Source organism: Caproicibacter fermentans, from assembly GCF_014303955.1.
Lineage (GTDB): Bacteria > Bacillota > Clostridia > Oscillospirales > Acutalibacteraceae > Caproicibacter > Caproicibacter fermentans.
This window is the reverse complement of the sequence record NZ_CP060286.1, coordinates 1,375,164-1,397,038: the sequence shown is the minus strand read 5'-3', so window position 1 is coordinate 1,397,038 and position 21,875 is coordinate 1,375,164. Positions and strand designations below refer to the sequence as shown.

At 51.4% G+C, this 21,875-nt stretch carries 24 protein-coding genes; 7 read left to right on the top strand and 17 right to left on the bottom strand.

Translation table 11 applies throughout. The annotated features are described in order from the left end of the window. Window positions 1–298: 298 nt before the first annotated feature. The 9 genes from HCR03_RS06990 to HCR03_RS06955 all read right to left on the bottom strand — a co-directional run bounded on the left by HCR03_RS06990 (window position 299) and on the right by HCR03_RS06955 (window position 9,135). Window positions 299–1,087, bottom strand: a complete 789-nt coding sequence (locus tag HCR03_RS06990) for an alpha/beta hydrolase (RefSeq protein ID WP_228725140.1) — start codon at window positions 1,085–1,087, stop codon at window positions 299–301. Window positions 1,088–1,114: 27 nt separating this feature from the next. Beyond that, window positions 1,115–1,465, bottom strand: coding sequence for a VOC family protein (locus HCR03_RS06985; protein ID WP_187037314.1), 351 nt, complete (start codon window positions 1,463–1,465; stop codon window positions 1,115–1,117). A 144-nt stretch (window positions 1,466–1,609) separates the two neighbouring features. Beyond that, window positions 1,610–2,236 (bottom strand): glucuronate isomerase, encoded by a 627-nt coding sequence (locus HCR03_RS20520; RefSeq protein WP_407926858.1) that lies wholly within the window; start codon window positions 2,234–2,236, stop codon window positions 1,610–1,612. After that, the gene (locus HCR03_RS20515; protein ID WP_407926840.1) at window positions 2,202–3,020 is read right to left on the bottom strand and encodes a glucuronate isomerase; all 819 of its coding nucleotides are present in this window, start codon (window positions 3,018–3,020) and stop codon (window positions 2,202–2,204) included. The genes HCR03_RS20520 and HCR03_RS20515 overlap by 35 nt, the downstream gene beginning before the upstream one ends. A 93-nt stretch (window positions 3,021–3,113) precedes the next feature. Further along, the gene (locus HCR03_RS06975; protein WP_156990541.1) at window positions 3,114–4,400 is read right to left on the bottom strand and encodes a TRAP transporter large permease; all 1,287 of its coding nucleotides are present in this window, start codon (window positions 4,398–4,400) and stop codon (window positions 3,114–3,116) included. Beyond that, entirely contained in the window at window positions 4,397–4,945 is a 549-nt protein-coding gene (locus HCR03_RS06970; RefSeq protein ID WP_187037312.1) for a TRAP transporter small permease, read from the bottom strand. Before HCR03_RS06970 ends, HCR03_RS06975 begins: the two co-directional genes overlap by 4 nt. 65 nt (window positions 4,946–5,010) lie before the next feature. Beyond that, on the bottom strand, window positions 5,011–6,063 hold the full coding sequence (locus tag HCR03_RS06965; protein WP_187037310.1) for a TRAP transporter substrate-binding protein: 1,053 nt from the start codon (window positions 6,061–6,063) through the stop codon (window positions 5,011–5,013). A 118-nt stretch (window positions 6,064–6,181) separates the two neighbouring features. Next, window positions 6,182–7,672 carry a UxaA family hydrolase gene (locus HCR03_RS06960; protein ID WP_187037308.1) on the bottom strand — a complete coding sequence of 497 codons (1,491 nt, stop codon included), beginning with the start codon at window positions 7,670–7,672 and terminating at the stop codon, window positions 6,182–6,184. A 2-nt stretch (window positions 7,673–7,674) separates the two neighbouring features. Next, window positions 7,675–9,135, bottom strand: coding sequence for a tagaturonate reductase (locus HCR03_RS06955; protein WP_228725139.1), 1,461 nt, complete (start codon window positions 9,133–9,135; stop codon window positions 7,675–7,677). Between the two features lie 231 nt (window positions 9,136–9,366). Here HCR03_RS06955 and HCR03_RS06950 point away from each other — a divergent pair, with 231 nt between their 5' ends. From HCR03_RS06950 to HCR03_RS19740, 3 genes are all read left to right on the top strand, one after another. Then, the gene (locus HCR03_RS06950; RefSeq protein WP_066649756.1) at window positions 9,367–10,113 is read left to right on the top strand and encodes a GntR family transcriptional regulator; all 747 of its coding nucleotides are present in this window, start codon (window positions 9,367–9,369) and stop codon (window positions 10,111–10,113) included. Between the two features lie 216 nt (window positions 10,114–10,329). Further along, window positions 10,330–10,998 (top strand): DUF362 domain-containing protein, encoded by a 669-nt coding sequence (locus HCR03_RS19745; protein ID WP_228725138.1) that lies wholly within the window; start codon window positions 10,330–10,332, stop codon window positions 10,996–10,998. Further along, window positions 10,995–11,501, top strand: a complete 507-nt coding sequence (locus HCR03_RS19740; protein ID WP_228725137.1) for a 4Fe-4S binding protein — start codon at window positions 10,995–10,997, stop codon at window positions 11,499–11,501. Before HCR03_RS19745 ends, HCR03_RS19740 begins: the two co-directional genes overlap by 4 nt. 31 nt (window positions 11,502–11,532) lie before the next feature. Here the strand turns inward: HCR03_RS19740 and HCR03_RS06940 are convergent, their stop codons facing one another. The 5 genes from HCR03_RS06940 to HCR03_RS06920 form a co-directional block, all read right to left on the bottom strand. Beyond that, window positions 11,533–12,330 carry a MerR family transcriptional regulator gene (locus tag HCR03_RS06940; protein WP_066649762.1) on the bottom strand — a complete coding sequence of 266 codons (798 nt, stop codon included), beginning with the start codon at window positions 12,328–12,330 and terminating at the stop codon, window positions 11,533–11,535. 169 nt (window positions 12,331–12,499) lie between these two features. Next, window positions 12,500–13,663: an AI-2E family transporter gene (locus HCR03_RS06935; RefSeq protein WP_187037306.1), complete on the bottom strand. Its 1,164-nt coding sequence runs from the start codon at window positions 13,661–13,663 to the stop codon at window positions 12,500–12,502. A 326-nt stretch (window positions 13,664–13,989) separates the two neighbouring features. Continuing rightward, the gene (locus HCR03_RS06930) at window positions 13,990–14,148 is read right to left on the bottom strand and encodes a DUF6132 family protein (RefSeq protein ID WP_139104158.1); all 159 of its coding nucleotides are present in this window, start codon (window positions 14,146–14,148) and stop codon (window positions 13,990–13,992) included. A 60-nt stretch (window positions 14,149–14,208) separates the two neighbouring features. Continuing rightward, window positions 14,209–14,436, bottom strand: coding sequence for a 4Fe-4S binding protein (locus tag HCR03_RS06925; RefSeq protein ID WP_156990547.1), 228 nt, complete (start codon window positions 14,434–14,436; stop codon window positions 14,209–14,211). A gap of 130 nt (window positions 14,437–14,566) precedes the next feature. Further along, a complete protein-coding gene (locus HCR03_RS06920; protein WP_187037304.1) occupies window positions 14,567–15,199 on the bottom strand; it encodes a CatB-related O-acetyltransferase in 633 nt (210 codons plus the stop codon). Between the two features lie 288 nt (window positions 15,200–15,487). Here HCR03_RS06920 and HCR03_RS06915 point away from each other — a divergent pair, with 288 nt between their 5' ends. The 4 genes from HCR03_RS06915 to HCR03_RS06900 all read left to right on the top strand — a co-directional run bounded on the left by HCR03_RS06915 (window position 15,488) and on the right by HCR03_RS06900 (window position 18,682). Beyond that, window positions 15,488–15,913, top strand: coding sequence for a DUF3842 family protein (locus tag HCR03_RS06915; RefSeq protein ID WP_066649768.1), 426 nt, complete (start codon window positions 15,488–15,490; stop codon window positions 15,911–15,913). Window positions 15,914–15,974: 61 nt separating this feature from the next. Next, entirely contained in the window at window positions 15,975–16,538 is a 564-nt protein-coding gene (locus HCR03_RS06910; protein WP_066649771.1) for an ECF transporter S component, read from the top strand. Window positions 16,539–16,739: 201 nt separating this feature from the next. Beyond that, complete coding sequence (locus HCR03_RS06905) at window positions 16,740–17,735, top strand: asparaginase (protein WP_187037302.1); 996 nt, start codon at window positions 16,740–16,742, stop codon at window positions 17,733–17,735. Between the two features lie 101 nt (window positions 17,736–17,836). After that, window positions 17,837–18,682, top strand: a complete 846-nt coding sequence (locus HCR03_RS06900) for a patatin-like phospholipase family protein (protein ID WP_187037300.1) — start codon at window positions 17,837–17,839, stop codon at window positions 18,680–18,682. A 7-nt stretch (window positions 18,683–18,689) separates the two neighbouring features. On the opposite strand, the gene HCR03_RS06895 is transcribed toward HCR03_RS06900, so the two are convergent. From HCR03_RS06895 to HCR03_RS06885, 3 genes are all read right to left on the bottom strand, one after another. Beyond that, the gene (locus HCR03_RS06895) at window positions 18,690–19,877 is read right to left on the bottom strand and encodes a tetratricopeptide repeat protein (RefSeq protein ID WP_187037299.1); all 1,188 of its coding nucleotides are present in this window, start codon (window positions 19,875–19,877) and stop codon (window positions 18,690–18,692) included. Between the two features lie 38 nt (window positions 19,878–19,915). Further along, window positions 19,916–20,479: a glycosyltransferase family 2 protein gene (locus HCR03_RS06890; RefSeq protein ID WP_187037297.1), complete on the bottom strand. Its 564-nt coding sequence runs from the start codon at window positions 20,477–20,479 to the stop codon at window positions 19,916–19,918. A gap of 169 nt (window positions 20,480–20,648) precedes the next feature. Next, window positions 20,649–21,788 (bottom strand): DUF3298 domain-containing protein, encoded by a 1,140-nt coding sequence (locus tag HCR03_RS06885; RefSeq protein WP_187037295.1) that lies wholly within the window; start codon window positions 21,786–21,788, stop codon window positions 20,649–20,651. Window positions 21,789–21,875: the final 87 nt, after the last annotated feature.

The following is a 21,875-nucleotide window of genomic DNA, read 5'->3' as shown; positions in this document are numbered from 1 at the left end:
TCCCGTCCTCTCTACCAATAAGAAAATAAGTTTTCGTATTTATTCTATAGAATGAATATTAAAAGGACAGGCAAAAAATGTAAGATCGGTGTAAAACAGCACAGTGATTTCTTCTTTAACGGTTCGTTGCAATCTTTAAAAAGAGCAGCGTCGCGGGAAATCCCTGGCCTGATCTTACAGGATTTTTGGGATTGGCGGGGGAGTGGAAATTCCCGGTAGTATTGCCGAGGCAATATGGTCTGCGGAATCAGAAACACGGCGGGAATCGATTCCCGCCGCGTTAATTGAGCTATGAGTATTATAGTTGGATAAAAGTCTGGTGCATCCATTCGACGCACAGAGAACTCCATGATGCAACGTGAGGATCTGCGAAGCGGCCCTTTTCGGGTTCTTCGACCTCGGGCGTCGCCAGCGAAAGGCCATGCACCCCTTTCGGAAACAGATGAAGTTCGCAGGGAATGTGATGTTCCACAAGGGCGTTAAAAAACAGCATTGAATTCTGAACGGGGACATCTCCGTCCTGAACCGTATGCCAAAGAAAAGTCGGCGGGACGTTGTCAGACACCTGCTTTTCCAATGAGAAAAGGGACTGCTTTTCCTTAGCTTGGAAAAGGCGCTCAAAGCTTTCACGATGAGCGAAGGGGCCGGAAGAAATGACGGGGTATCCCAGAATCAAAGCATTTGGCCTGTGACGCTCCCATAGAGAAGCGTCCGGAAAAATATCTTTATTGTTCCAGAATACCCCAAGGCTGGCCGCCAGATGACCGCCTGCCGAGAAGCCGCAGACCGCGATCCGATGGGGGTCAACATACGGCTCGCCGGAAGATTCTCTGACCTCCTTAACAGCCCAGGACAGGTCCCGCAGCGGCCGAAAGCCAAGGGGGGGATTTTCCACCGTGTATCTGAGTACGAATGCGTGAAATCCGTTTTGACGAAACATTTCGGCAACCGGCCCGCTTTCTCTGGGAGAGAGCCAGGAATATCCGCCGCCGGGGCAGATGACGACGGCGGGCAGAATCCGTTCAGAAGAGGCAGGATAACAGTCCAGTCGGGCGGAGCTGTCGGGACAGCATAAAGTCTGTACCAATGTAATTTCCCATCCTTCAAAATCAGCTTATTTTTTTAGCAGATGAAATGCAAATCCGGCAATCTCATTTTTTAGATAGATCAGCTTTAATTCTCCGTTTTCGTTGTAGGCTGCCGTGCCGTCGTCAAATTCGATTCCCTTGCCTTCCAGATATTTTTTTGCTTCCGGAACGTCGGTGGTTCCAATGGCGATATGCCCGAGGGTTCCGGCGCCCTTCTTTTTCATAATCTCAATTTTGGAACTGGAAAAAACAGAAATCGGCGTGTCTGTTTCCGAAAAGCCAAACAGGCTGAGTAATAAGTCAGCCGTTTGCTGTGCCTCTGCCGTGTCCTTGCAGTTGAATCCGACATGCATTACCTCAAAATCCAAGTCTCTCATGATCATGTTCCTTCTTTCAGCGTAAAGTAAAATGGTGCAGCAGCACCGATTGAGGACAACCGGTTTGACATGCACCAAAATTCACCTATATCTTAATGCAAATCCCAATAAAATTCAAACGGAGTGCGACAGAATTTTGCCGGGTCAAACATCGTAATGAAAATATGCTTTCGCATTCTCATAGCAGATTCCCTTTATGATGGATTCCAGCATTTTTTTGTCATTGGGATATTCTCCGTTTTCCACCCAGGAACCGATTAGATTGCACAGGATTCTCCTGAAATATTCATGACGGGTATAGGAGAGAAAGCTGCGGGAATCCGTCACCATGCCTACGAAATTGCCCAGAAGGGAAAGATTTGCAAGACTGGTCAGCTGGTTTTCCATGCCGGCTTTGGAATCATTGAACCACCACGCGCAGCCATGCTGAATTTTTCCGCGTACACCGGGGCCCTGGAAACTGCCGATCACGCTGCCGAGCATCGCATTGTCATTTGGATTCAGCGAATAAAGAATCATCTTCGGGAGACCGCAGCGGGCGTCCAAAGCATCCAGAAACGCGACCAGACCATCCGCACAGGCGGCGGTGCCGATACAGTCCATGCCGGTGTCGGGGCCCAGCACGTGATACAGACTGGTTCGGTTGTTGCGCAGCGCATTGTAATGAATCTGCATCGCCCAGTCGTGTTTTGCATATTGTTCCCCCAAAAACAGGAGCAGCTCTGTTTTGTAGGCTTCAATTTCTTCCGTCGAGAGGGACTCCCCGTTCAGGGCTTTCCTGAAAACCGTGTCCGCTTTGGCGGCTCCTCTCCGCCCGGCAGAAAAGATACTCCAGAGCGTGGTCGGAAGCGCGGCAGCCCATGGAATCAAAGAAATCAATGCGCGCGGCGAGTACGGAGAACAGGTCGTCTATGGAATGAATCGGAGTATCGGCGGCTTTGGATAGCTTTTGTATGTAAGCGGCAAATTCCGGTTTTTCCACCCGCAGCGCCTGGTCGGGACGCATGGAAGGTACGACGAGAAAATCACATGTGGGGTCGCCGCGCAGCTTTTTGTGCCAGCACAGGTTGTCTGCGGGGTCGTCTGTTGTTGCGATCACTTTCACGTTTGACTGGTGAATGATGCCCCGTACCGAAAGGGAATCTTCGCGCAGCTTCTTATTGCACAGATTCCAGATATCTTCCGCAGACTCCGCTGTCAGAAACTGATTGCAGCCGAAGTAACGCTTTAACTCCAAGTGGGTCCAGTGAACCATAGGGTTGCCAATGGCGCGTGGCAGCGCTTCGGCAAAACGTTGAAATTTTACGCGGTCGGAGCTTTGAGAGCCGGTGATTTCGGCTTCATCCACGCCGTTTGAGCGGATGATTCTCCACTTATAATGATCTCCGCCAAGCCAGACCTGCGAAATATTTTCGAAATTGCGGTTTTCCGCAATTTCTTTCGGGCTGATATGGCAGTGAAAGTCGATGATCGGCATTTTTTCGGCAAACTCATGAAACAGGGCTTTTGCCGTATCGTTAGTCAGCAAAAAATCCTCATCCATAAACGGTTTCATCTTGACATCCTTTCTGAAAACAGATTGCAATAGACGAATACGAAAGATTCCCACGGATATGCGAAAAGGCGCGCCGAGGCACCCGCGCGGGACTCACAGCAGGCCCGGAATCCAAAGCGAAATGGCAGGGATAAAGGTAACCAGCATCAGTGCGATCAGCATGGCGGCATACATTGGAAGCATTGCCACGGTTACTTTTTCAACGGAGATTTTACCGATGCTGCAACCAACGAACAGTGCGCCGCCGACCGGAGGCGTGCACAGGCCGATCGCGAGGTTTAGAATCAGCATGACGCCGAACTGGACCGGATTCATTCCGTACTGCTCCACAACCGGAAGAAGAATCGGCGTAACGATCAGAATCAGAGGCGCCATATCCATAAAGCAGCCGAGTACCAGCAGCATCAGATTAATCAGCAGAAACACAATCACACGGTTGGTGGTTACGGAAAGCAGAAAATTGGAAATCAGCATCGGAACCTGCAAATAAGCAAGCAGCCAGCCGAATGCTCCGGCAGAAGCTATCAGGCTGAACACAACGGCAAGGGTTCTTATGGTGTTCATCAAAAGTCTGGGGATTTCCCGCACCTTCAATTCGCGATAAAAAAATACGGAAATAATGAATGCGTAAATGCACGCAAACGCCGCGGATTCCGTAGCGGTAAAAATGCCTGAAACAACGCCGCCCATGATGATGATAATGGTGCCGAGCGCCAGAATGGCGTCGCGTGTGATTTTCAGGGCGTCGCGCAGTTTAACTCTTTCCCCCTTTGGGTACTGCCGTTTTACGGAAATGATCCCGCAGACGATCATCAGGCACACCCCGAGAAGAATCCCCGGAATAACCCCGCCCATGAACAGCGCGCCGATGGAAACGCCGCCCGCCGCAAGGGAATAAATAATCATGTTGTGGCTCGGCGGAATCAAAACGCCCTGGCAGGCGCTGGTCACCGTTACAGCGACGGAAAAATCCTCGTCATAGCCTGCGTCCGTCATCATCGGAATTTCAATACAGCCAAGGGAAGAAACATCGGCGACGGCGGAACCGGATATTCCGCCGAAAAACATACTGGCCAGAACATTCACATGCGCGAGTCCGCCGCGCAGACGGCCGACGATCACGTTGGCGAATTTTAAAAGCCGGTCGGAGATTCCGCCCGCCCCCATAAGTTCGCCGGCAAAAATGAAGAACGGAATCGCCATGAGGGAAAAACTGTCGATGGATTTACTCATTTGCTGGACCAGCGTCATAACCGGGATCTGCAGATACAGCATGGTGATTGCGGTGGAACTGGCCAGCGCGATGGCGACCGGCATTTTGCAGATGATAAAGATGACGAAACTGATCAGAAGGAGAGCAATGGCAAAGTTGAGGTTCATGTGTTTTCCTCCTTTTGAAAGCCTTCTTCCAGTTCCCTGTGCCGGAACCGTTCCAAATGGAACAGATCGATCAGTGCGTAGTAACAGATGAAAACCCCGGAAACCGGAATCATAATGTACAGGGTGCCGCCGGGCCAGCCGGTCGCCGGAAGAATGGAACCCATCGAAGCCTGCGTCATCCTGACGCCGTAAACAATCAGCGTAACGCCAAACAGGACGGTGACAAGGCTGTTAATAACATTCAGAATCTTTTGAATGGGAGCGGGAAATTTTTTAAAGAACATTTCAATGGCGATGTGCAGCTTCTTTTCTACTCCGATTGCCATAGAAATAAATGCCATCCATACCATAAGAAGCAGGGCAACCTCGTCGGACCAGGAAATACTGAAACCCAGAAATTTGCGGCAGATGACCTGCGCGCTGACGATCAGAACGATGACCAGCATTACAATTTTGGAATACTCCTCCAAAATCCGGTAAATAAAATCGAACAGAAAGGAAATACCATACATCAGCCGGTCGAGCGGATTTTTCTTGGTGTTCATAGAGTTCTCCTTATTTAAGGGTCATGAGCCGCGGAAAAAGCGGCTCATGACTGAGGATCGAAAAGTCATTTCGTGTTCTGGATTTGCTTGATCAGATCCAAGTTGTCCTTGGCGTATTTTTCATACAGCGGCTGTACGGCATCCTGGAATTTCTTGAGTTCATCCGCGGAAAGCTCCGTTACCTTGACGCCCTTGGATTTTACTTCATCCAGGGCGCTCTTTTCGGAATCAGCCCACAGCTGACGCTCTACCTTGGAAGCTTCTTCGGCACATTCCTGAATAATTTTCTGGTCGCTGGGCGACAGAGAATCCCAGGTCTTCTGCGAACACAGCATCATTTCCGGCAGACGGCTGTGACCATCCAGAAGCAGATTGGGGGCAACTTCGTAATGCTTGGTGGATTCATAGGACGGAAGGTTGTTTTCCGCGCCGTCGATGACGCCGTTCTGAAGGCCGGAGTAAACCTCGCCGTAATCCATCGGGGTTGGGCTGGCGCCGAGTGCCTTGACCATATCCATCATCAGGCTGGATTCCTGCACGCGAATTTTCATGTTCTTAAGACCCGAAAGGTCTGTTACCGGTTTTTTGGTGTAGAAGTTTCTGGAACCGGCGTCGTACCAGCACAGGCCGACCATCTTGGAGCTTGAGATTCCATCGAGGAATTTTTTGCCGATATCGCCGTTCAGCACATTCCACATCTGGTCACTGCTGGAGAACAGGTACGGAAGGGATAAAGTGTTCAGCTCCTGGTCAAATCCGGACAGAACACCAAGACTTGCGCGGGTGAAATCGAGTCCGCCGTACTGCACCTGCTGCACGCCTGATTTTTCATCGCCGAGCTGAGCATTGTAGTAAACCTGAATCTTGATTCTGCCGTTCGATTTTTCCTGAACCAGATCCACAAACTTTGCGTCTGCCTGGGAAGCCGGGTGTGTCGTCGCCTGAATTTCGGAGAAACGGAATGTGTATGATTTACCGCTGGAATCGGCGGAAGCCGCCGCGGAATTCCCGGCTGAAGTCGGGGCTGCCGAACTTGATGCTTGACCGGAAGAACAACCCGCAAGAATACTTGTGCATGCCAATGTGCCTGCAAGCAGGATGGAAATTGCCTTGTTCATAATAAACTCCTCCAATTAACAAATTTCATATCTTGTTTTTAATAATTCCCACATGGACTGCTTTTCTGATTTTCCTCCCTTCCGGGATAAGACTGTTAACCTGTCTGAAAAAACGGGATTACAGGGTGACTCCGTTTTTCCAGACGGCAATCTCGGCAAAGTCATATTTTTCGCTGCATGTTTGCTGCCCGGAGGCAGTTTGCAAAACAAGCCGGGTCAGATCGCCGCACAGATCATCCGCTTTTTTGCCGGCCGCGATCGGACCCGCGTCAAAATCAATCCATCGCGGCTTTCTTTCCGAAAGCTGCGTATTGGTTGAAATTTTGATAGTCGGAACAACCGTTCCGAACGGCGTCCCTCTTCCTGTTGAAAACAGAACCATTTGACAGCCCGCTGCGGCTAGGGCGGAGGCGGAAACCAGATCGTTTCCGGGCGCACAAAGCAGATTCAGCCCTTTCTGTGTGATTCGTCCCGCATAGGGAAGGACGTCCTCCACTTCGGCCGACCCGCCTTTTTGAATGCAGCCAAGCGATTTTTCCTCCAGAGTCGTAATTCCTCCGGCTTTATTGCCGGGAGACGGATTCTCATAAACCGGCTGCCCGGCGTCGGTAAAGTATTTTTTGAAATTGCGGATTAAACCGACGGCTTTTTGAAAGACGCCGCTGTCCCGCGCGCGGTTCATCAATATTGTTTCCGCGCCGAACATTTCCGGTACTTCCGTTAAAATCACCGTGCCGCCCTGTGAAACAAGAAAATCAGTAAACCGGCCGATCAGCGGATTTGCAGTGATGCCGGAAAGTCCGTCGGACCCCCCGCATTTCATGCCGACCCGCAGTTCCGTCAAAGGAATCGGTTCCCTGCGGTCGCCGGCCATTCGGTCGTTCAGCTCCGCCAATAAATCGGCGCCGCGTTCAATTTCGTCATCCGTTTCCTGAGCGACAAGAAAACGGACGCGGCTTTCGTCAAAAGAGCCGAGCTCCTGCCGGAAGCTTTCGGGCGTGTTGCTCTCACAGCCAAGGCTGAGAATCAGAACCCCGCCCGCATTCGGGTGCCGCGTAAAGTCCGCCAGAAGGCGTCTTGTAGCGGATAAATCATCTCCCAGCTGGGAGCAGCCGTAATTGTGTTTCAGAATTCGGATTGCTTCGGCATGCGCCGGACTGTGCTTTTCTCTGAATCGGCGAACAATCAGTTCAGCCGTTCCGTTGATGCATCCGACGGTGGGTACAATCCACAGTTCATTGCGGATTCCCGCGGAGCCGTCTGCGCGGCGAAAGCCGTCAAACGTCAAATTGCGGTTTGGAACGTCCGCCGGCAGGGGCGTTTTCCGGTAACGGTACTCGTCTGCGGCAGCGTTAAGGCCCGTCGCCATGTTGTGGGAATGAACCCAGGCTCCGCGTGGAATATTCTGTTTCGCACGGCCGATCGGGAAACCGTACTTGATGATTTCGGAATCCGCCGAAAGATCGGAAAGCGCGAATTTATGTCCCCGGGCGATAGTTTCCACTAGCGTTATGATTTTGCCGCCGAGTTCGACCGGTTCGCCTTTTTTCAGGTCGCACAAAGCCACGGCGACATTGTCTTTGTCGTTAATCTTGATTGCTTTATTCATACTCAGGATCCCTGCACGATCTGTTCAACCGCCTTTTTCATGCCGGATTTTTCAATTTCGGACAGATCCTTCGCGACCGCGTTTGTCAATCCGGGCACCAGGTTTAAGTCCTGCTTCCAGACGGATTCGAACGACAAAACACCGCGGACCAGATTCAGCAAAGATTTCTCCGTTCCGTCGTAAGCCGCCCATTGCTTTTTCATCAGTTCAAGCACCGCGTCTTCGTCGCTCAGGGCAATGGACTCTTCGCCGCGTTTGCCGCGGTAAAATTCCAATAGAGCGGCGAGCGAAAACACCAGATGCTTCGGCAGTTCTTTTGTCCTCGAGAGGTATTCCAGCAAAGAGGGCAGGACGCGGGTTTCGTATTTCGAGAAAGAATTCAGAGCGATGCTCATTAAGTAGTGCTTGACAAACGGATTGCGGAAGCGATCAAAAACTGCTTTCGCAAAGTCTTCCAGTTCCTGCTTTGGCAGGTCGAGCGTCGGGATGATTTCCCGCTCGACGGCCTGCGTAAGAAACTTGCCGGCCAGCGCGTCGTCGACCGCTTCGCCGACCGTGTCCAAATGAAGCAGGTAGGCGACCGGAACCAGGGTCGTGTGCGCGCCGTTCAGGATGCGGACTTTCCGGGTGCGGTATGGCGTCATATCCGCTACAACCTTCACATTCAGCCCGGCCTTTTCAAACGGAATTTCGTTCGAAATCCATTTGGGGCCTTCGATGACCCAAAGGTGGAACAGCTCTCCTACGTCGACCGCCTTGTCTATGTATCCAAGCTCCTTTGTCACTTCATCAATGGTGTCTCTCGGGTATCCCGGCACAATCCGGTCCACGAGGCTGCAGCAAAAGGTGTTCGACTGATTGAGCCATTCAATAAAGCCATGTTCCAGCTTCCACTGCTCCGCGTACTGCAAAACACATTTTTTCAGTTTTTCCCCGTTGCGGTCGATCAGCTCGCAGGGGATCACGATCAGCCCCTTATCTTTCGCTCCGCCGAAAACCTGATATCTGCGGTACAGGAACTGCGTCAGCTTCGCGGGGTAAGAGGTTGGAGGAGCATCGTCCGGGCCGCAGGCCGGGTCGAAAGCGATTCCTGCCTCCGTTGTGTTTGAAACCACCAGACGCAGGGTTTCGCATCCGGCCAGGGAAAGATAATCCTGATAATTTTCATAGGGATTGATTGCTTTGTTTACGCAGCCGATCACGCTGTGGGTGCGGACCGGTTTTCCGTTTTCCATCCCCTGCAGAAAAAGCGTGTACAGGCGGTCCTGCTCGTTGAGAAGAGCTGCGTTTCCCTGTGGCAGAGGCTGAATGATGGCGACGCCGGCGTTAAAATCCGCCTTTTGATTCATCTGTTCTATCTGCCAGTCGACAAATGCGCGCAGAAAATTTCCTTCGCCGTACTGCAATACTTTAATGGGGTTTTCTTTGCTGCCGGAATATGTATTCTTCGAAAGTCTTTCCAATCGTAAATCCTCCCTGTTATACGTAAATGTATACCTTGTTGTATACATCAAATAATAAACCGCATTCATTAAATTGTCAATAATGTTTTTAAATTTCACAATATTTTGTTGAAAGAGACCTTTTGCGTTCTTTAAATGGAAAAATAATGCTTGAAATTTTTTCTCGAGCATGATATAATACCAACAAAAATACGCATGTGAAATACAACATGTATTCCAGAGGATATTAATGTGAGTGCAAACAGTTTAAAAGAAAAAGCCTATCATATGATTAAGGAGAAGATTGTATCCTGCGAATATCTTCCCAACACCTTCCTAAACGAAAATATTCTTCAGAAAGAAATCGGAGTCAGCAGGACGCCGATTCGGGACGCGATCGGTCGGCTGGAGCAGGAAAATCTGGTGAGGATTCTGCCCAAAAAAGGAATCGTTGTGTCCGATTTATCCATTAATGAAATCAGCTCTATTTATGAAGTCAGGTTGCTGATCGAGCCGTTTGCGATTGAGAGGTACGCGGATAAAATTGATAAAGCAACGCTTCTGAACTATAAAAATTATTACTCTCAGAATAATTCGTTTGGAAATATTGACGAGGCTTATCAGATTGATGATGAGATTCATCATATTTTTATATCCGCCACGCAAAACAAGTACTTAATCCAGACGTATGAAAACATACAGGTCCAAAATTGCCGAATCCGCATTCTGTCCGGAAAAAAGATAGAGGAGAGAATGGAGAGGTCGAATCAGGAGCATATCAGGATACTGGACGCGGTTATGTCCGATCAGTTCGAGCAGGCGGCCCGCTATATGGCGGAGCATCTTCAGAACGCAAAGAAAGCCGCGTTTTCTCTGATCCTTTCCAATGGCGGCTGGGATTATCCATCCGTGAATGCGGCGGGAAGTTCTTTCCTGCCGCAGAATTCGTTTGCGGCCGTGTCAAGGCACCTGATTGCCCCGGGGAAAAAAGAGGACTGACGAAAGCCCGCTCTCACCTGCTGATAGTGAGATTAGGAGCGCTAAGACAAAATAAAGAAACAGGCAGACCACTTGTTCTACGAGGGTCATGCCTGTTTTCTTGTTGTGCCAGTATGCGCCGGCGAAAATTCCACGAATAAAACTGAAAAGCGCTTGACAAAGTATCTGCCGTGTGCCACACTGCGGTTAGAGAGATAGTTACAAAGGAGAATCGTAATGAGCAAATCTAAGGTTGCGTTGGTCCGCTGCGGGGACTATGATTTCGGTCATGTGAAAGAAGCGGTTCAAAAGGGGATCGATTTGCTTGGGGGGCCTGACGGATTTGTGTCGGCAGGTGAGAAAATCCTGCTGAAACCCAACTGGCTTTCCGCGGATCCTCCCGAAAAATGTGTTACGACGCACCCGTCTGTTTTCAAAGCGGCTGCCGAAATATTTCAAAAGGCGGGGGCGGAGCTCACTTATGGAGATTCACCGGCCTTTCAGAATCCGGAGCACGCGGCGAAACGGAGCGGAATCGAGGCTGTTGCCGCGGAGCTTGGCATTGCCCCGGCAGATTTTCAATCCGGACGCGAAGTGTTTTTTTCCGAGGGACGTCAGAATAAAAAGTTTACGATCGCGAACGGGGTGCTCGACAGCGACGGCGTCGTCAGCCTGCCCAAAATGAAGACCCATGCCTTTCAACGCGTAACCGGGGCGGTCAAAAATCAGTTCGGATGCATTCCCGGAACAAGGAAAGGGGAATTTCATGTCCGGATTCCGGACGCCGCGGCATTTGCCAGAATGCTGATCGATTTGAATTCCTATATCCGTCCAAGGCTTTTTATCATGGACGGCATACTGGCGATGGAAGGCAATGGCCCGCGGGGAGGAACCCCCGGAAAATGAATGTGCTTCTGCTGTCGGCGGACCCCGTTGCGCTGGATGCTACGGTTTGCAGATTGATGAATCTGGATCCGGAACTGGTTTTAACGAATCAGGCCGGCATGGAAATGGGATTGGGCACATGCCGGCAAGAGGAAATCGAATTGCTCGGGGACCCGGTCGACAGCTTTGTTGCGAATGATTTCCGGGTCAATCGGAAGCCGATGAAAGCCGGACGGTCGGGCGGCGGCATGGCGGTCATCAAAAACGCTCTCGTGCCCAGGCCGTATATCATAGCGGACAAATGTGTTAAATGCGGCGTCTGCGTTAAAATGTGCCCCGTAACGCCGAAAGCGGTCGACTGGCACGACGGCAATAAAAGTAATCCGCCGTCGTACCGTTATGACCGCTGCATCCGCTGCTACTGCTGCCAGGAGCTTTGCCCGCAAAGCGCGATTCGCGTCAAGGTGCCGTTTATTCGCCGGGTATTTGGAAAAGACGGCGGTCACGAGAAGCTGTCGTCCTGAACCGGGCGAGCCGCCTGAACACGCGAGGGATTTATTCGGCTTTTGTTACCGGAAACAGAATTCCGGTTTCATATTCATCCGGGTCGGAAACGGAATGCTCGTCTTTCAGATACCGTTCGATGGCCGGACCGCTGATTTGATATTCGGGATGCCCGGCCATCCAATCGCAGATGGCGTCGTAAGCGTATTTTACGGTCTCGTAAGGACCGACATGCGTGGTTGCGACGCAAAGCTGTGCGGGGATTTCCTGAACGTCCGGCCCGTCTCCGGAAACCTGAACCTGTGCTTCCGCGTCCATGCTGTCATAGGAAAATTCTCTTCCGTGATACAGCAGCTGGGTTGCGCCGGCGCGTTTCAGACCCCGTCGGTCGGCTTCCCGCAGCAATTCCTGAAACAGGTCGTGAACCTCCGCGATACTGATTGTTTTGCGAAGCCCGAATACTCTTTGAGCGGGCGTATCCATCACAATGACGTGGTATTTTTCCTGAACCATACGGTTACCCTCCATATTGATGATATCGTCTTCCATTCGTCGGAGAGTTTTTCGAAGCTTATGCAATTCGTCGTATGCCTGCAGCCGCTTTGCATGGATTTTTTTTGCCAGCGCTTCCCGGGAAAGCACCAGCAATTCCGAAATTTCAGAAAGCGAAAATCCGTAGTCCTTCAGAGTTTCAATCTGAAGAAGAACGGGCAGCTGCGCGGCGTCGTAATACCGATAACCGTTCTGCTCGTTGACGTGCGCGGGACGCAGCAGGCCAATGGCGTCATAATGCCGCAGCATCCGTGCCGAAATATGGCTCAGCTTTGAAAACTCTCCGATTGTAAACATGCTTGCCTCCTGGGAATCGATTCCTGAACTATCTTACACCTTGTCATTGTGTTAAGGTCAATCCCCTTTTTCTGTTTCTTATAATTTATTTTTTAAAAAAGTATAGCGGCAAACAATCAACGGGCTGCAGGCGAAAACCTGTAACCCGTTCATTTTACGGATATGGATTTTATTCCGGGTCGGGGGACGGCTGTTCCTTCGGCCGGCGCATTCTTTTGTTTACATTTTCACGGAGAAGTGTGTACAGTACGGAACAGACCGGAATGTTGATGAGCATTCCCAGAATGCCGAACGCGTTGCCGCCGATCGTGACGGCGACCAGTACCCACAGCGCCGGAAGGCCGACTCTGGAACCGACCACACGGGGGTATATCAGGTTGCCCTCCAACTGCTGCAGGACCACGAAATAGATGATGAACCAGAGCGCCTGAATCGGATTGACAATCAGAATCAGAAGAGCGCCGAAGACGGTGCTGAAAAACGCGCCCAAAATCGGGATCAGCGCCATAAAGGCGACAAAGACCGAAATCAGCAGTGCGTAGGGGAAATGGAACAGATTCATTCCGACAAAACAAAGCGAGCCGAGAATGCAGGCTTCGGTGCAGGTGCCCGCGATAAAGTTGGAAAAAGCGCGGTTCGTCAAATGAAGGACATGATATACGGAGTCCGCATGTTTTTGGGGCAGGTAAGCGTACATGACCCGTTTGACCTGATGATAAAGGCGTTCCTTCTGAGCCAGGACGTTGACGGAAATGACGAAGGTCAGAACGAAAGAGATGGCGCCGTGAAAAATCATCCCCATCATCGAAACGCTGGAGCCGACCAGGCTGCTGGCGAATTTCTGTCCGTATCCCGCAATCATCTGGCTGAGATTGGTCCAGTCGATATTCAGGTTTTTAAAATACCCGGCGATTTCCGGGTGGTCGCGGTCGATTTTCGCGAGGCTGTTTTGCAGTTCGTTAAAAAAGGGCTGTATGTTGTTGGTCAAATTCGTGATGGTGCGGACCAATTCAGGAATCACGATCAGCATAATCAGCGCGATCAAACCGAATACAATGACAAGGGACAGAAAAATGCCGGCGGCCCGCCTCATTTTCGGCCAGACTTTTTTGTACCGCCGGTTCAGCGGAGAAAAGAGACGTGTCTCAATCGGAACGAGAAGAACGTTGATCACGAAGGCGACGGCGAAGCCCGCAAGAACCGGGCCGATGATGTTGGAAACGGAATTGATCAGCCAGGGCAGCAGGTATAAATTTTTCAGGACCATGAAAAATACGATGCCAAAGGCGATCAAAAGCGCCAGATTCTTCATGTTGCTTTTGTTGAGTTCCATTTTGGACGTCCTTTCCGACAGGTTTTCCTTTTTATATTTGACTCTCTTGAGGATTGTATACAGATGCAAACCGCGCGCGGCGGGGGCGGGATAGAAATTTTCAGCTTTATTATACGTGGAATTGCCAGATATTACAAGCCGCCGGATGCTGCGGATCAAAAGAAAGGTGCTGTGCAAAATGAATTTGCGATAGCAAACTGTACAAACCAATAACCCTGAAAGCAAAAAAATGCGCTTTGAGACGGCTTTAAAAGCCCAGTCAAAGCGCATTTTTTGTACGTTTTTTTACGACGAGGCTAAACAGCCCCCGTGTGTTTCGAGCAGATTTAAAAGAAAGAGCCGACCAACAGCCCCATGACCGCGCCGTACAGAGTGGAACCGTAGGGATTCGACGTAATGGGGCATCTGCCCGTAGGGCATCCCACCTTTTTATAATAAAGAAAGCCCAGAACACCGCCGGCCAGTATGCCTGCAATTTGAAACATCCGTTCATCTCCTCCTTCACGGATTCTGTCAAATCGAATTTTCGTTCTCCAATACAGTCTTTATTCCAGCTTTAAAGCACGCATGGGGCAGGATTTTACACATTTCCCGCACCGGATGCATTTGTCGGAATTGACGGTGGGCGCATGATAGCCCTCCTGATGCAGCGCCCCGACCGGACAAACCCTGACGGAAGGGCAGGGGTGATTTTGCGGGCAGCGGCTGATTTTTACAATCAGCGTCTTGTCTTTTGCACTGTTTTCTCCGGACTTTCCAAGGCCGAAAATCATGGTGAAACTCCCTTTTCATAAATAGTATGTTTTTATTATACTCCCTTGCAAATCAGGTTCCGTGATCAGATCACACAGGAAATGCGGCGGCCGGGCGCCCCGTTTCCGGAGCGCCCGGCCGAAAAATCCGTTATTCGTTCGTTATTTTCTCGACCTTGCCGCTCATGATTTCCCATAAGTGTCTACGAATCTTTTCATAAGGCCAGTTCCACCACCCGAGCTTTTGCAGCATGGCGATGGTCTTTAAGTCGTATCTCTTTCTGATTTCCCTTGCCGGGACGCCGCCGACGATGGCATAGGGCGGCACGTCTTTTGTGACGACGGCCCTTGTACCGATGATCGCGCCGTTGCCGATCGTCACGCCCTGCATGATGACGGCTTCATAGCCGATCCAAACGTCGTTGCCGATGACAATGTCCCCTTTGTTATCCCAGGCCTCGGTGACGTTTTTCCAGTCCAGCCCCCATTCGTCCGCGAGGATCGGAAACGGATAGGTGGAAAGCGACTGTAACGTGTGGTTTGCGCTTGTAAAGATAAATTTGGCGCCACACGCGATGGAACAGAATTTCCCGATTATCAGCTTTTCCCGGTTGACGGGATAATGATAAAGGACATTGTTTTTTTCAAAACGGGTCGGGTCGTTTACGAAATCGTTGTAGAACGTATAATCTCCGACCGCGATATTGGGGTCTTTCACAACGTTCTTTAAAAATACGGTTTCATGGTCGCCGCGGGGATAAATGCTTTTTTCCGGAATAGTCATTTTCATGCTCCTTACTTCATTTTGTAAAACTGCAAACTATTCCGGCAGTTACAATGCACCTTTTCATCGAACCACCACCTGTTAATGAATTCAGTATATCCAACTTTCGCACGCAAGTAAAGGCTCAACGGCGAATGAATTTCTGCGAAATCAAAGGCAAATATGAAAAATACTATTGAACTGACCGACGCTTCTGGTTAAAATAAGAAAAGACGCTCAGGCTGTTTTCATTTATGCCGGACCGGCCGAAAAGGCCTGCCGCCAGGAAGGCGGCAGAAAGGAAACGATATGAATATCTTAGTCATCGACGGCCAGGGGGGCAGCCTTGGAAAACAGTTGATCGCTCAGCTTCGCAAAGCTCTGCCGGAGCAGCCGGTTACCGCGGTCGGCACAAACAGCATTGCCACGGCGGCAATGCTGAAAGCCGGGGCCGACGCCGGTGCCACAGGCGAAAATCCGGTTCTTTTCGGCAGCGCCTGGGCCGATCTTATCCTGGGACCGATCGGAATCCTGATCGCGGATTCCCTTTTTGGGGAAATCACGCCTGCCATGTCGGCGGCGGTGGGAAAAAGCCATGCCAAAAAAATTCTGATTCCCATCAGCAAATGCAACTGCATGGTCGCCGGAATCCCGGAGCTGCCCCTGTCCCGTTATATTGAATCCGCCGTCTCGACGACGGTCAATTTTGTTCAGGCTGAACATACAAAAGATTAAAGTATCATGAAGATATTTTTCTTTCCCAAGGGAAGGCCAACTTATATTGGGAGGAAAAATTATGGAATCCAATCAAAAAGCACTTGCATCTCATGCCGAAGGTTTGTCTTCGGTGCAAAATCTGATTTTTTCCGCGCTGTTTCTGGCACTTGGCCTGTTGCTGCCCTTTCTCACGGGGCAGGTCCCTCAGATTGGTTCAATGCTGCTGCCGATGCATATCCCGGTCCTTCTCTGCGGATTCTTATGCGGCTGGCCTTACGGCTTGCTGGTCGGGCTGATCACGCCTTTGTTCCGTTCCGTTCTGTTCGGTATGCCCCCGATTTACCCGACCGCGGCGGCGATGGCGCTGGAGCTTGCCTCATACGGCTTTTTCAGCGGATTTTTTTACAGAAAGTTCCCGAAGACGATTTCGTCAATTTACGCCGCTCTGATTTTGTCCATGATTTTGGGCCGCGTCATTTGGGGCGGAGCCAGTATTTTTCTGTATCAGGCGGCTGGAAAAGGGTTCACTTGGGTGATGTTTCTCGGCGGGGCGTTTCTGAACGCAATCCCCGGAATCGTTCTTCAAATTATTGTGATTCCGGCGCTGGTCGCCGTTCTCCGGAAAACGGCTGCACACCGCTAACCCAAAATCACTGCCCCTTTTCCGCGGCCGTGTACCCGCATGGAAAGTCTCCGAAGAAAGCGGGGACTTTCTTTTTGTTTTATATGAACGGATTTTCCAATGATCCGAGTAAAATATTTTCTGTTCTGTTTCTTTACTTTGCTTTCTGTTCATGCCATAATTGATATAATAATTGTTTTGACAAGTGAATCTGGAGGCCGTATGAAAAGAATTCTGATGCTGACTACGGGCGGGACGATCGCCTCCGAACCGACCGAGGAAGGCTTGGTTCCCGCGATGGACGGCCGCCTGCTTGCGGCATACCTGAACGGGCTTGCCGCGGAAAACCAGCTTCAAATAGAAAACCTGTACCAGCTGGACAGCTCCAATATCCAGCCGGAGGAGTGGCAGGGGATGGCGCGTGCCGTTGCTTCCCGGTTTCAGCAGTACGACGGCATTGTCATGACCCACGGAACGGATACCATGGCCTATACCGCTTCGGTGCTGTCCTTTATGCTTCGGAACATTCCGGTTCCGGTTGTGCTGACCGGTTCTCAGCTCCCGATCCGGCACCCGCTGACCGACGGCGTTGAAAATCTGCGCTGTGCTTTTGCTATGGCAACCAGCGGAAGGGCGGGCGTTTTCGTCGCGTTCGACCGAAAAATCATTCTGGGAACCAGGGCGGTCAAGGTGCGCACGACGGGATTCGACGCCTTTGAAAGCGTCAACTGCCCCTACGCGGCGATGGTGGATTCCACAGGGCTGAATCTGAACGAGGCCGTCCTGCAAAAGCCTTCGGGTGATTTTCAGCTGGAAGACCGCCTCTGCGACGGCGTCATTTTAATCAAGCTGACGCCGGGCTTAAATCCGGAAATCTTCGATATGCTGCTGCAAATGCAGTACAAGGGAATCGTGATTGAAGCGTTCGGCGCGGGTGGCCTGAATTTTGTCCGCCGCGACTTGATTTCCAAACTGCACAAGGTGGTGCAGTCCGGCATTCCGGTCGTGGTTTGCAGCCAGTGCCTTTACGAACGGAGCGATTTTACCATTTATCAGGCGGGGCAGAAGGTCCTGGAGTCGGGGGTGCTGCAGGCCTATGACATGACGACCGAGGCTGCGGTCACAAAGCTGATGTGGGCGCTGGGGCAGACAAACCGTCCGGGGGAAATCCGGCGGATTTTTGAAACCTGTTACGCCGGAGAAGTCAGCCTTACATAAACCGGCAAAGTCAGATTCCGTGTACGGCGCTGCTTCCCCGCTTTCTTTAGAGAAACAGAGTGAATCATCTTCGGAAGATCAGTTTAAAGGAGCGACATAAGATGAACGGTGTTGTTGATGTGGGCGGCGGTTTGCGGGGGATCTATGGGGCCGGTGTTTTTGACTGCTGTCTGGAGCAGGGAATTCAGTTCGATTACTGTATCGGCGTCTCCGCCGGCAGCGCGAACATCGCATCCTACCTGGGAAAACAGAAGGGCAGAAATTACCGGTTCTATACGGAATACTCCTTCCGCAGGCAATATATGAGCTTAAAGAATCTGGTCCATACGGGTTCCTACATCAATATGGATTACGTTTACGGCGATCTTTCCAATCAGGACGGAGAAGACCCTCTGAATTTCAAAGAGATCGAACGGTTCGCCGGCGAGATGAAGACCGTTGCGCTGAAAGCTGAGACGGGAGAAACCATTTATTTTGATAAAACGGACATGAAACAGGATCACTACGATATTCTCAAAGCGTCGTCCTGTATCCCGGGCGTTTGCGAGCCGTATTTGGTCAACGGCATCCCCTGCTTTGACGGAGGGCTGGCAGATCCCGTCCCGGTTCAAAAAGCGTTTGACGACGGATGCGACAGAGTGGTGGTGATTCTGACCAAGCCTTTGAATTTTATCCGCGCGCAGAAGGATGATGCCCGCATGGTCAGGCTTTTAAGACGAAAATATCCGGTTGCGGCGGACTGCCTTTCCCACCGGTATCGGAAGTACAATGACGGTGTTGCGCTGGCAAAGAAATATGCCGGGCGGGGCAGTGCGCTGATTCTTGCCCCGGACGACTGCTGCGGAATGAAGACGCTGACGAAAAACAGGGAATGTATGGAGCAGATGTATCGGAAGGGGTACGCCGACGCACAAAAGGTCGAAGGTTTTCTGAACGGAATTTTGTGAGTTCCATTTAACCCTTGGCCGCGGCGGCGAGTGTTTTCGAAAGAATCGAAAGCCCTTCTGCATCGATTTCGCCGGTGACGCAGATCGAGCGTTTCAGCTCGCGGCACGCCAGCTCTGCGTAACCGTATCGATAGCACAGCTTGCCGAGTCGAATCAGAACGCCGCGATCGTCGATCTGATTCAGAAGCTGTACGGCTTTTGTAAATTCGTTTAGCAGGCCGCCCCGCAGCAGGATTTCCAGCAGACCGAAAATGGAGTCCGCACAGAGATGCGGTTCCTTCCGGTTTTTGCTCAGGATCGGGCAGGGTTCCCCTTTGAGCAGCGCCCGAAACGCGGTCGCGGCAGCGGCGTCGGCGGCAGAGAGCCCGAAGGATAGCTCATCTGTCTCCACAGGCGCCGCGGAGGGGTCCACCAGGCTGCAAAGGGCGCGGAAGAATGCGGCGCGGCTGTCCGCGCGTACATCGGGAGTCCGCGACAGGCACCGGTACGCGCGCCGGTACTGCCCCAGAAAAAACCGGCAGACTCCTTCATCATAACGGGCGGCGGTGCAGCATGCCGGCGCCCGTTTTTGCGCCCTGACGGCAAACTGCAGGGCCTCAAGGTACATCCGCCGGTCGTAAAACAGATCGGACAGCATCAAAAAAGAACAGAAGTCTTTATCCGACAGCCGCAAAAGGCTCGACTTAACCTGAACAGGGGTGCAGCCCTTAGCGAACAGCAGATATGCCATGCGGGCAAACGCTTCCCGGTCGCGGGGATTCAGGCGAATGGCTTTACGGCAGTAACGAAGAGCGAGCTCCGGTTCCCCAAGCTGTTCATATAACACGGACAGCCGGTGATACGGCTTAAAGGAGGAGACGCCGTAGACGCTGTTCATGTCGGAAGGCGGCGGGCCCATGCGGATGCACTTGCGGCAGGATCGAACGGCTTTCAGCAGCTTGCCCTGACGGTGCAGCATGCACGCCCTTAGGTATTCAAAATCGGTCAGCCGCGGATACAGCCGGAGCCCCTCCAGAATATACCGCGCCTGATCTTCGTCTCTGCCAAGCTGTTCGCAGCACAGAATCATCCGTGTGAGAAGCATGGTGCCGTATCCGTAAGCGGGGTCCAGAGTCCGGTAACTCTCACGATAACAATCCATGGCGTCCTCTGCTTTTCCAAGGGCGAGGTATTCATTGCCAAGATTGAAAAGCATGAAGCCGTTGCCGGGACTGTCTTCCAGCTCCTTTTGAATCAGGGCGATATTGCGCCCGTGCTTCTCTTTTTTTCAATCTGAGAGGATAAATATCCGTAATGGTAGAACCGAATGCCCGAAGCGGTCATGCGCGGCGGGCCTTCGGGACCCGAGAGCTGCTCATGAACGCGCCCTACATAGCGGTACCCTTTGCCGTTTCGGATCAGCCGGACGTTCATGGTGACCAGAAGGTTGCAGCAGTCCGCCCGGTCCCCCGAATAGCAGAGCGTTTTACCGCAGAAGACTTCAGAAGCGCCGTCCTCTTCCCGCGCGAGAGCAATCAGTGCGCTACGGTCTTCCGGCTCCAGCTCCTCATCCGCGTCCATGACGAGAATCCAGCTTCCGGCCGCCTTTGAGAGGGCGTAGTTTCTGGCGTCTGAAAAACTGTCGTTCCACCGGTAAGAGAAAAAGGAGGCCCCGAAATCCCGCGCGATTGAAACGGTGCGGTCTGTGGAGCCCGTATCCACCAAAATTATTTCACTGACAAGGTCTTTCACGCTGTTCAGACACCTTGTAAGGTTTTCTTCCTCGTTTTTTACAATCATACAAAGACTGATTGACATTCCGAGCCTCCGTTCCTTTGTGTCACGAATGGAACCGTTTCTTCTTTACTGGTATAGTAAGTAGTTCGGGGGCGGAACGTGACAGGAAGTTGGTTTGCGTGAGGGCGCCGGGAAAACATAAAAAAGGAGCACCATGAAGTGCCCCTTAAATACCGCTTTTCTTTTTCTGTTATGCGGTTCGATTCAGCTTTTGGGAAAGGCGGCTGTACGATGGATTCAGCATTTGAGAAATGGTTTCAAACGGAACCGGGAATTCCTGAATTCCCGCCGCATAGGGGAAATATTCGTACTGCTGGAAGTAGAAGGTGATCCCGTCGCCGGAAAGGTAAAAATCAGGATTGTCGCCGAGCGTTTGAAAAGGAGTATTTTCAAACAATATTTTTTCTTTCACGCGCGAGTCGATTTCGTTCCGTACTTTTGCGTCGAAAAATTTCTGATACCCGCTGTCTTTCTTCATGAAATCGGAAAGGGCGAGCTGTTTGCCCGTATTCAGATCGAAGGCGTACGAGGTCTGTATGGTCGAACCGTGCGCGCCGCCCGCATACTGGTAATTGCTCAGAACGACGCTGAACAGGCCGTTTTGGCTGTACTTGATATCGTAGTCGAAATAGACCGAGCATTGCATCGTGCCGCCGTATTCGTTGCCGGAGGCTTTTTGAATCGCCGCAATGTTTTCAAGCTCCTTTGAGTTTTTGCGTCCCTGGTCCACGGCGGAATCCGCGGCCTGCTTGAAGATTCCGTTCATGGTCTCAAGCGCATGCGCGCTCCACGGACCGGACAGCACCGGGTACTGAATAGTTGCCGTCAGCAGGCCTTCGGAGAGATCGTTTCGCTTCGTTTCAATGTTCAGGACATTTTGGATGATTCCGCGCACCGTGACGGTTTTCTGCGTTTCGTTGGTTTGCACGTCGAGCCCCAGCAGATGGGACAGCAGGTCGGAACGCATATAAAGCCTGCCGTTTAACCGCATACAGCCGCCGCCCAGCGTATCCTCGGGGGACAGATAGGAGACATTGAGCGTATGCCCGTCTTTCACGATTTGATTTCCGGCCGGGTCAATCTTTATGGTGTCGGAACCGTTTGTCAGGCGGATGTCGCTGTCGGCATCGGCCGGAGTGACCGTGTAGCTCAAATACCGGCAGACCGGTTCCAACTCCAGATATAGAACTCCGTCATTGTAATAGGCTCCCGACTGCGTTATGGTCTGCCCAGCTTTTAAATTCATTGCACCGTTTGACGCCGCGAAGCAGTTGATTGGAATCAAAATCAGAAGAACAGCCGTAAAAACCGCAAGAGTTTTTCTCATCATGCAGGTTCCCCCTTAGTCAAATATTCTTATAGTATTATTTTACCAGTCAGGGTTAAACTCTGCAAGGAAATGTGCAAAATAGTACGC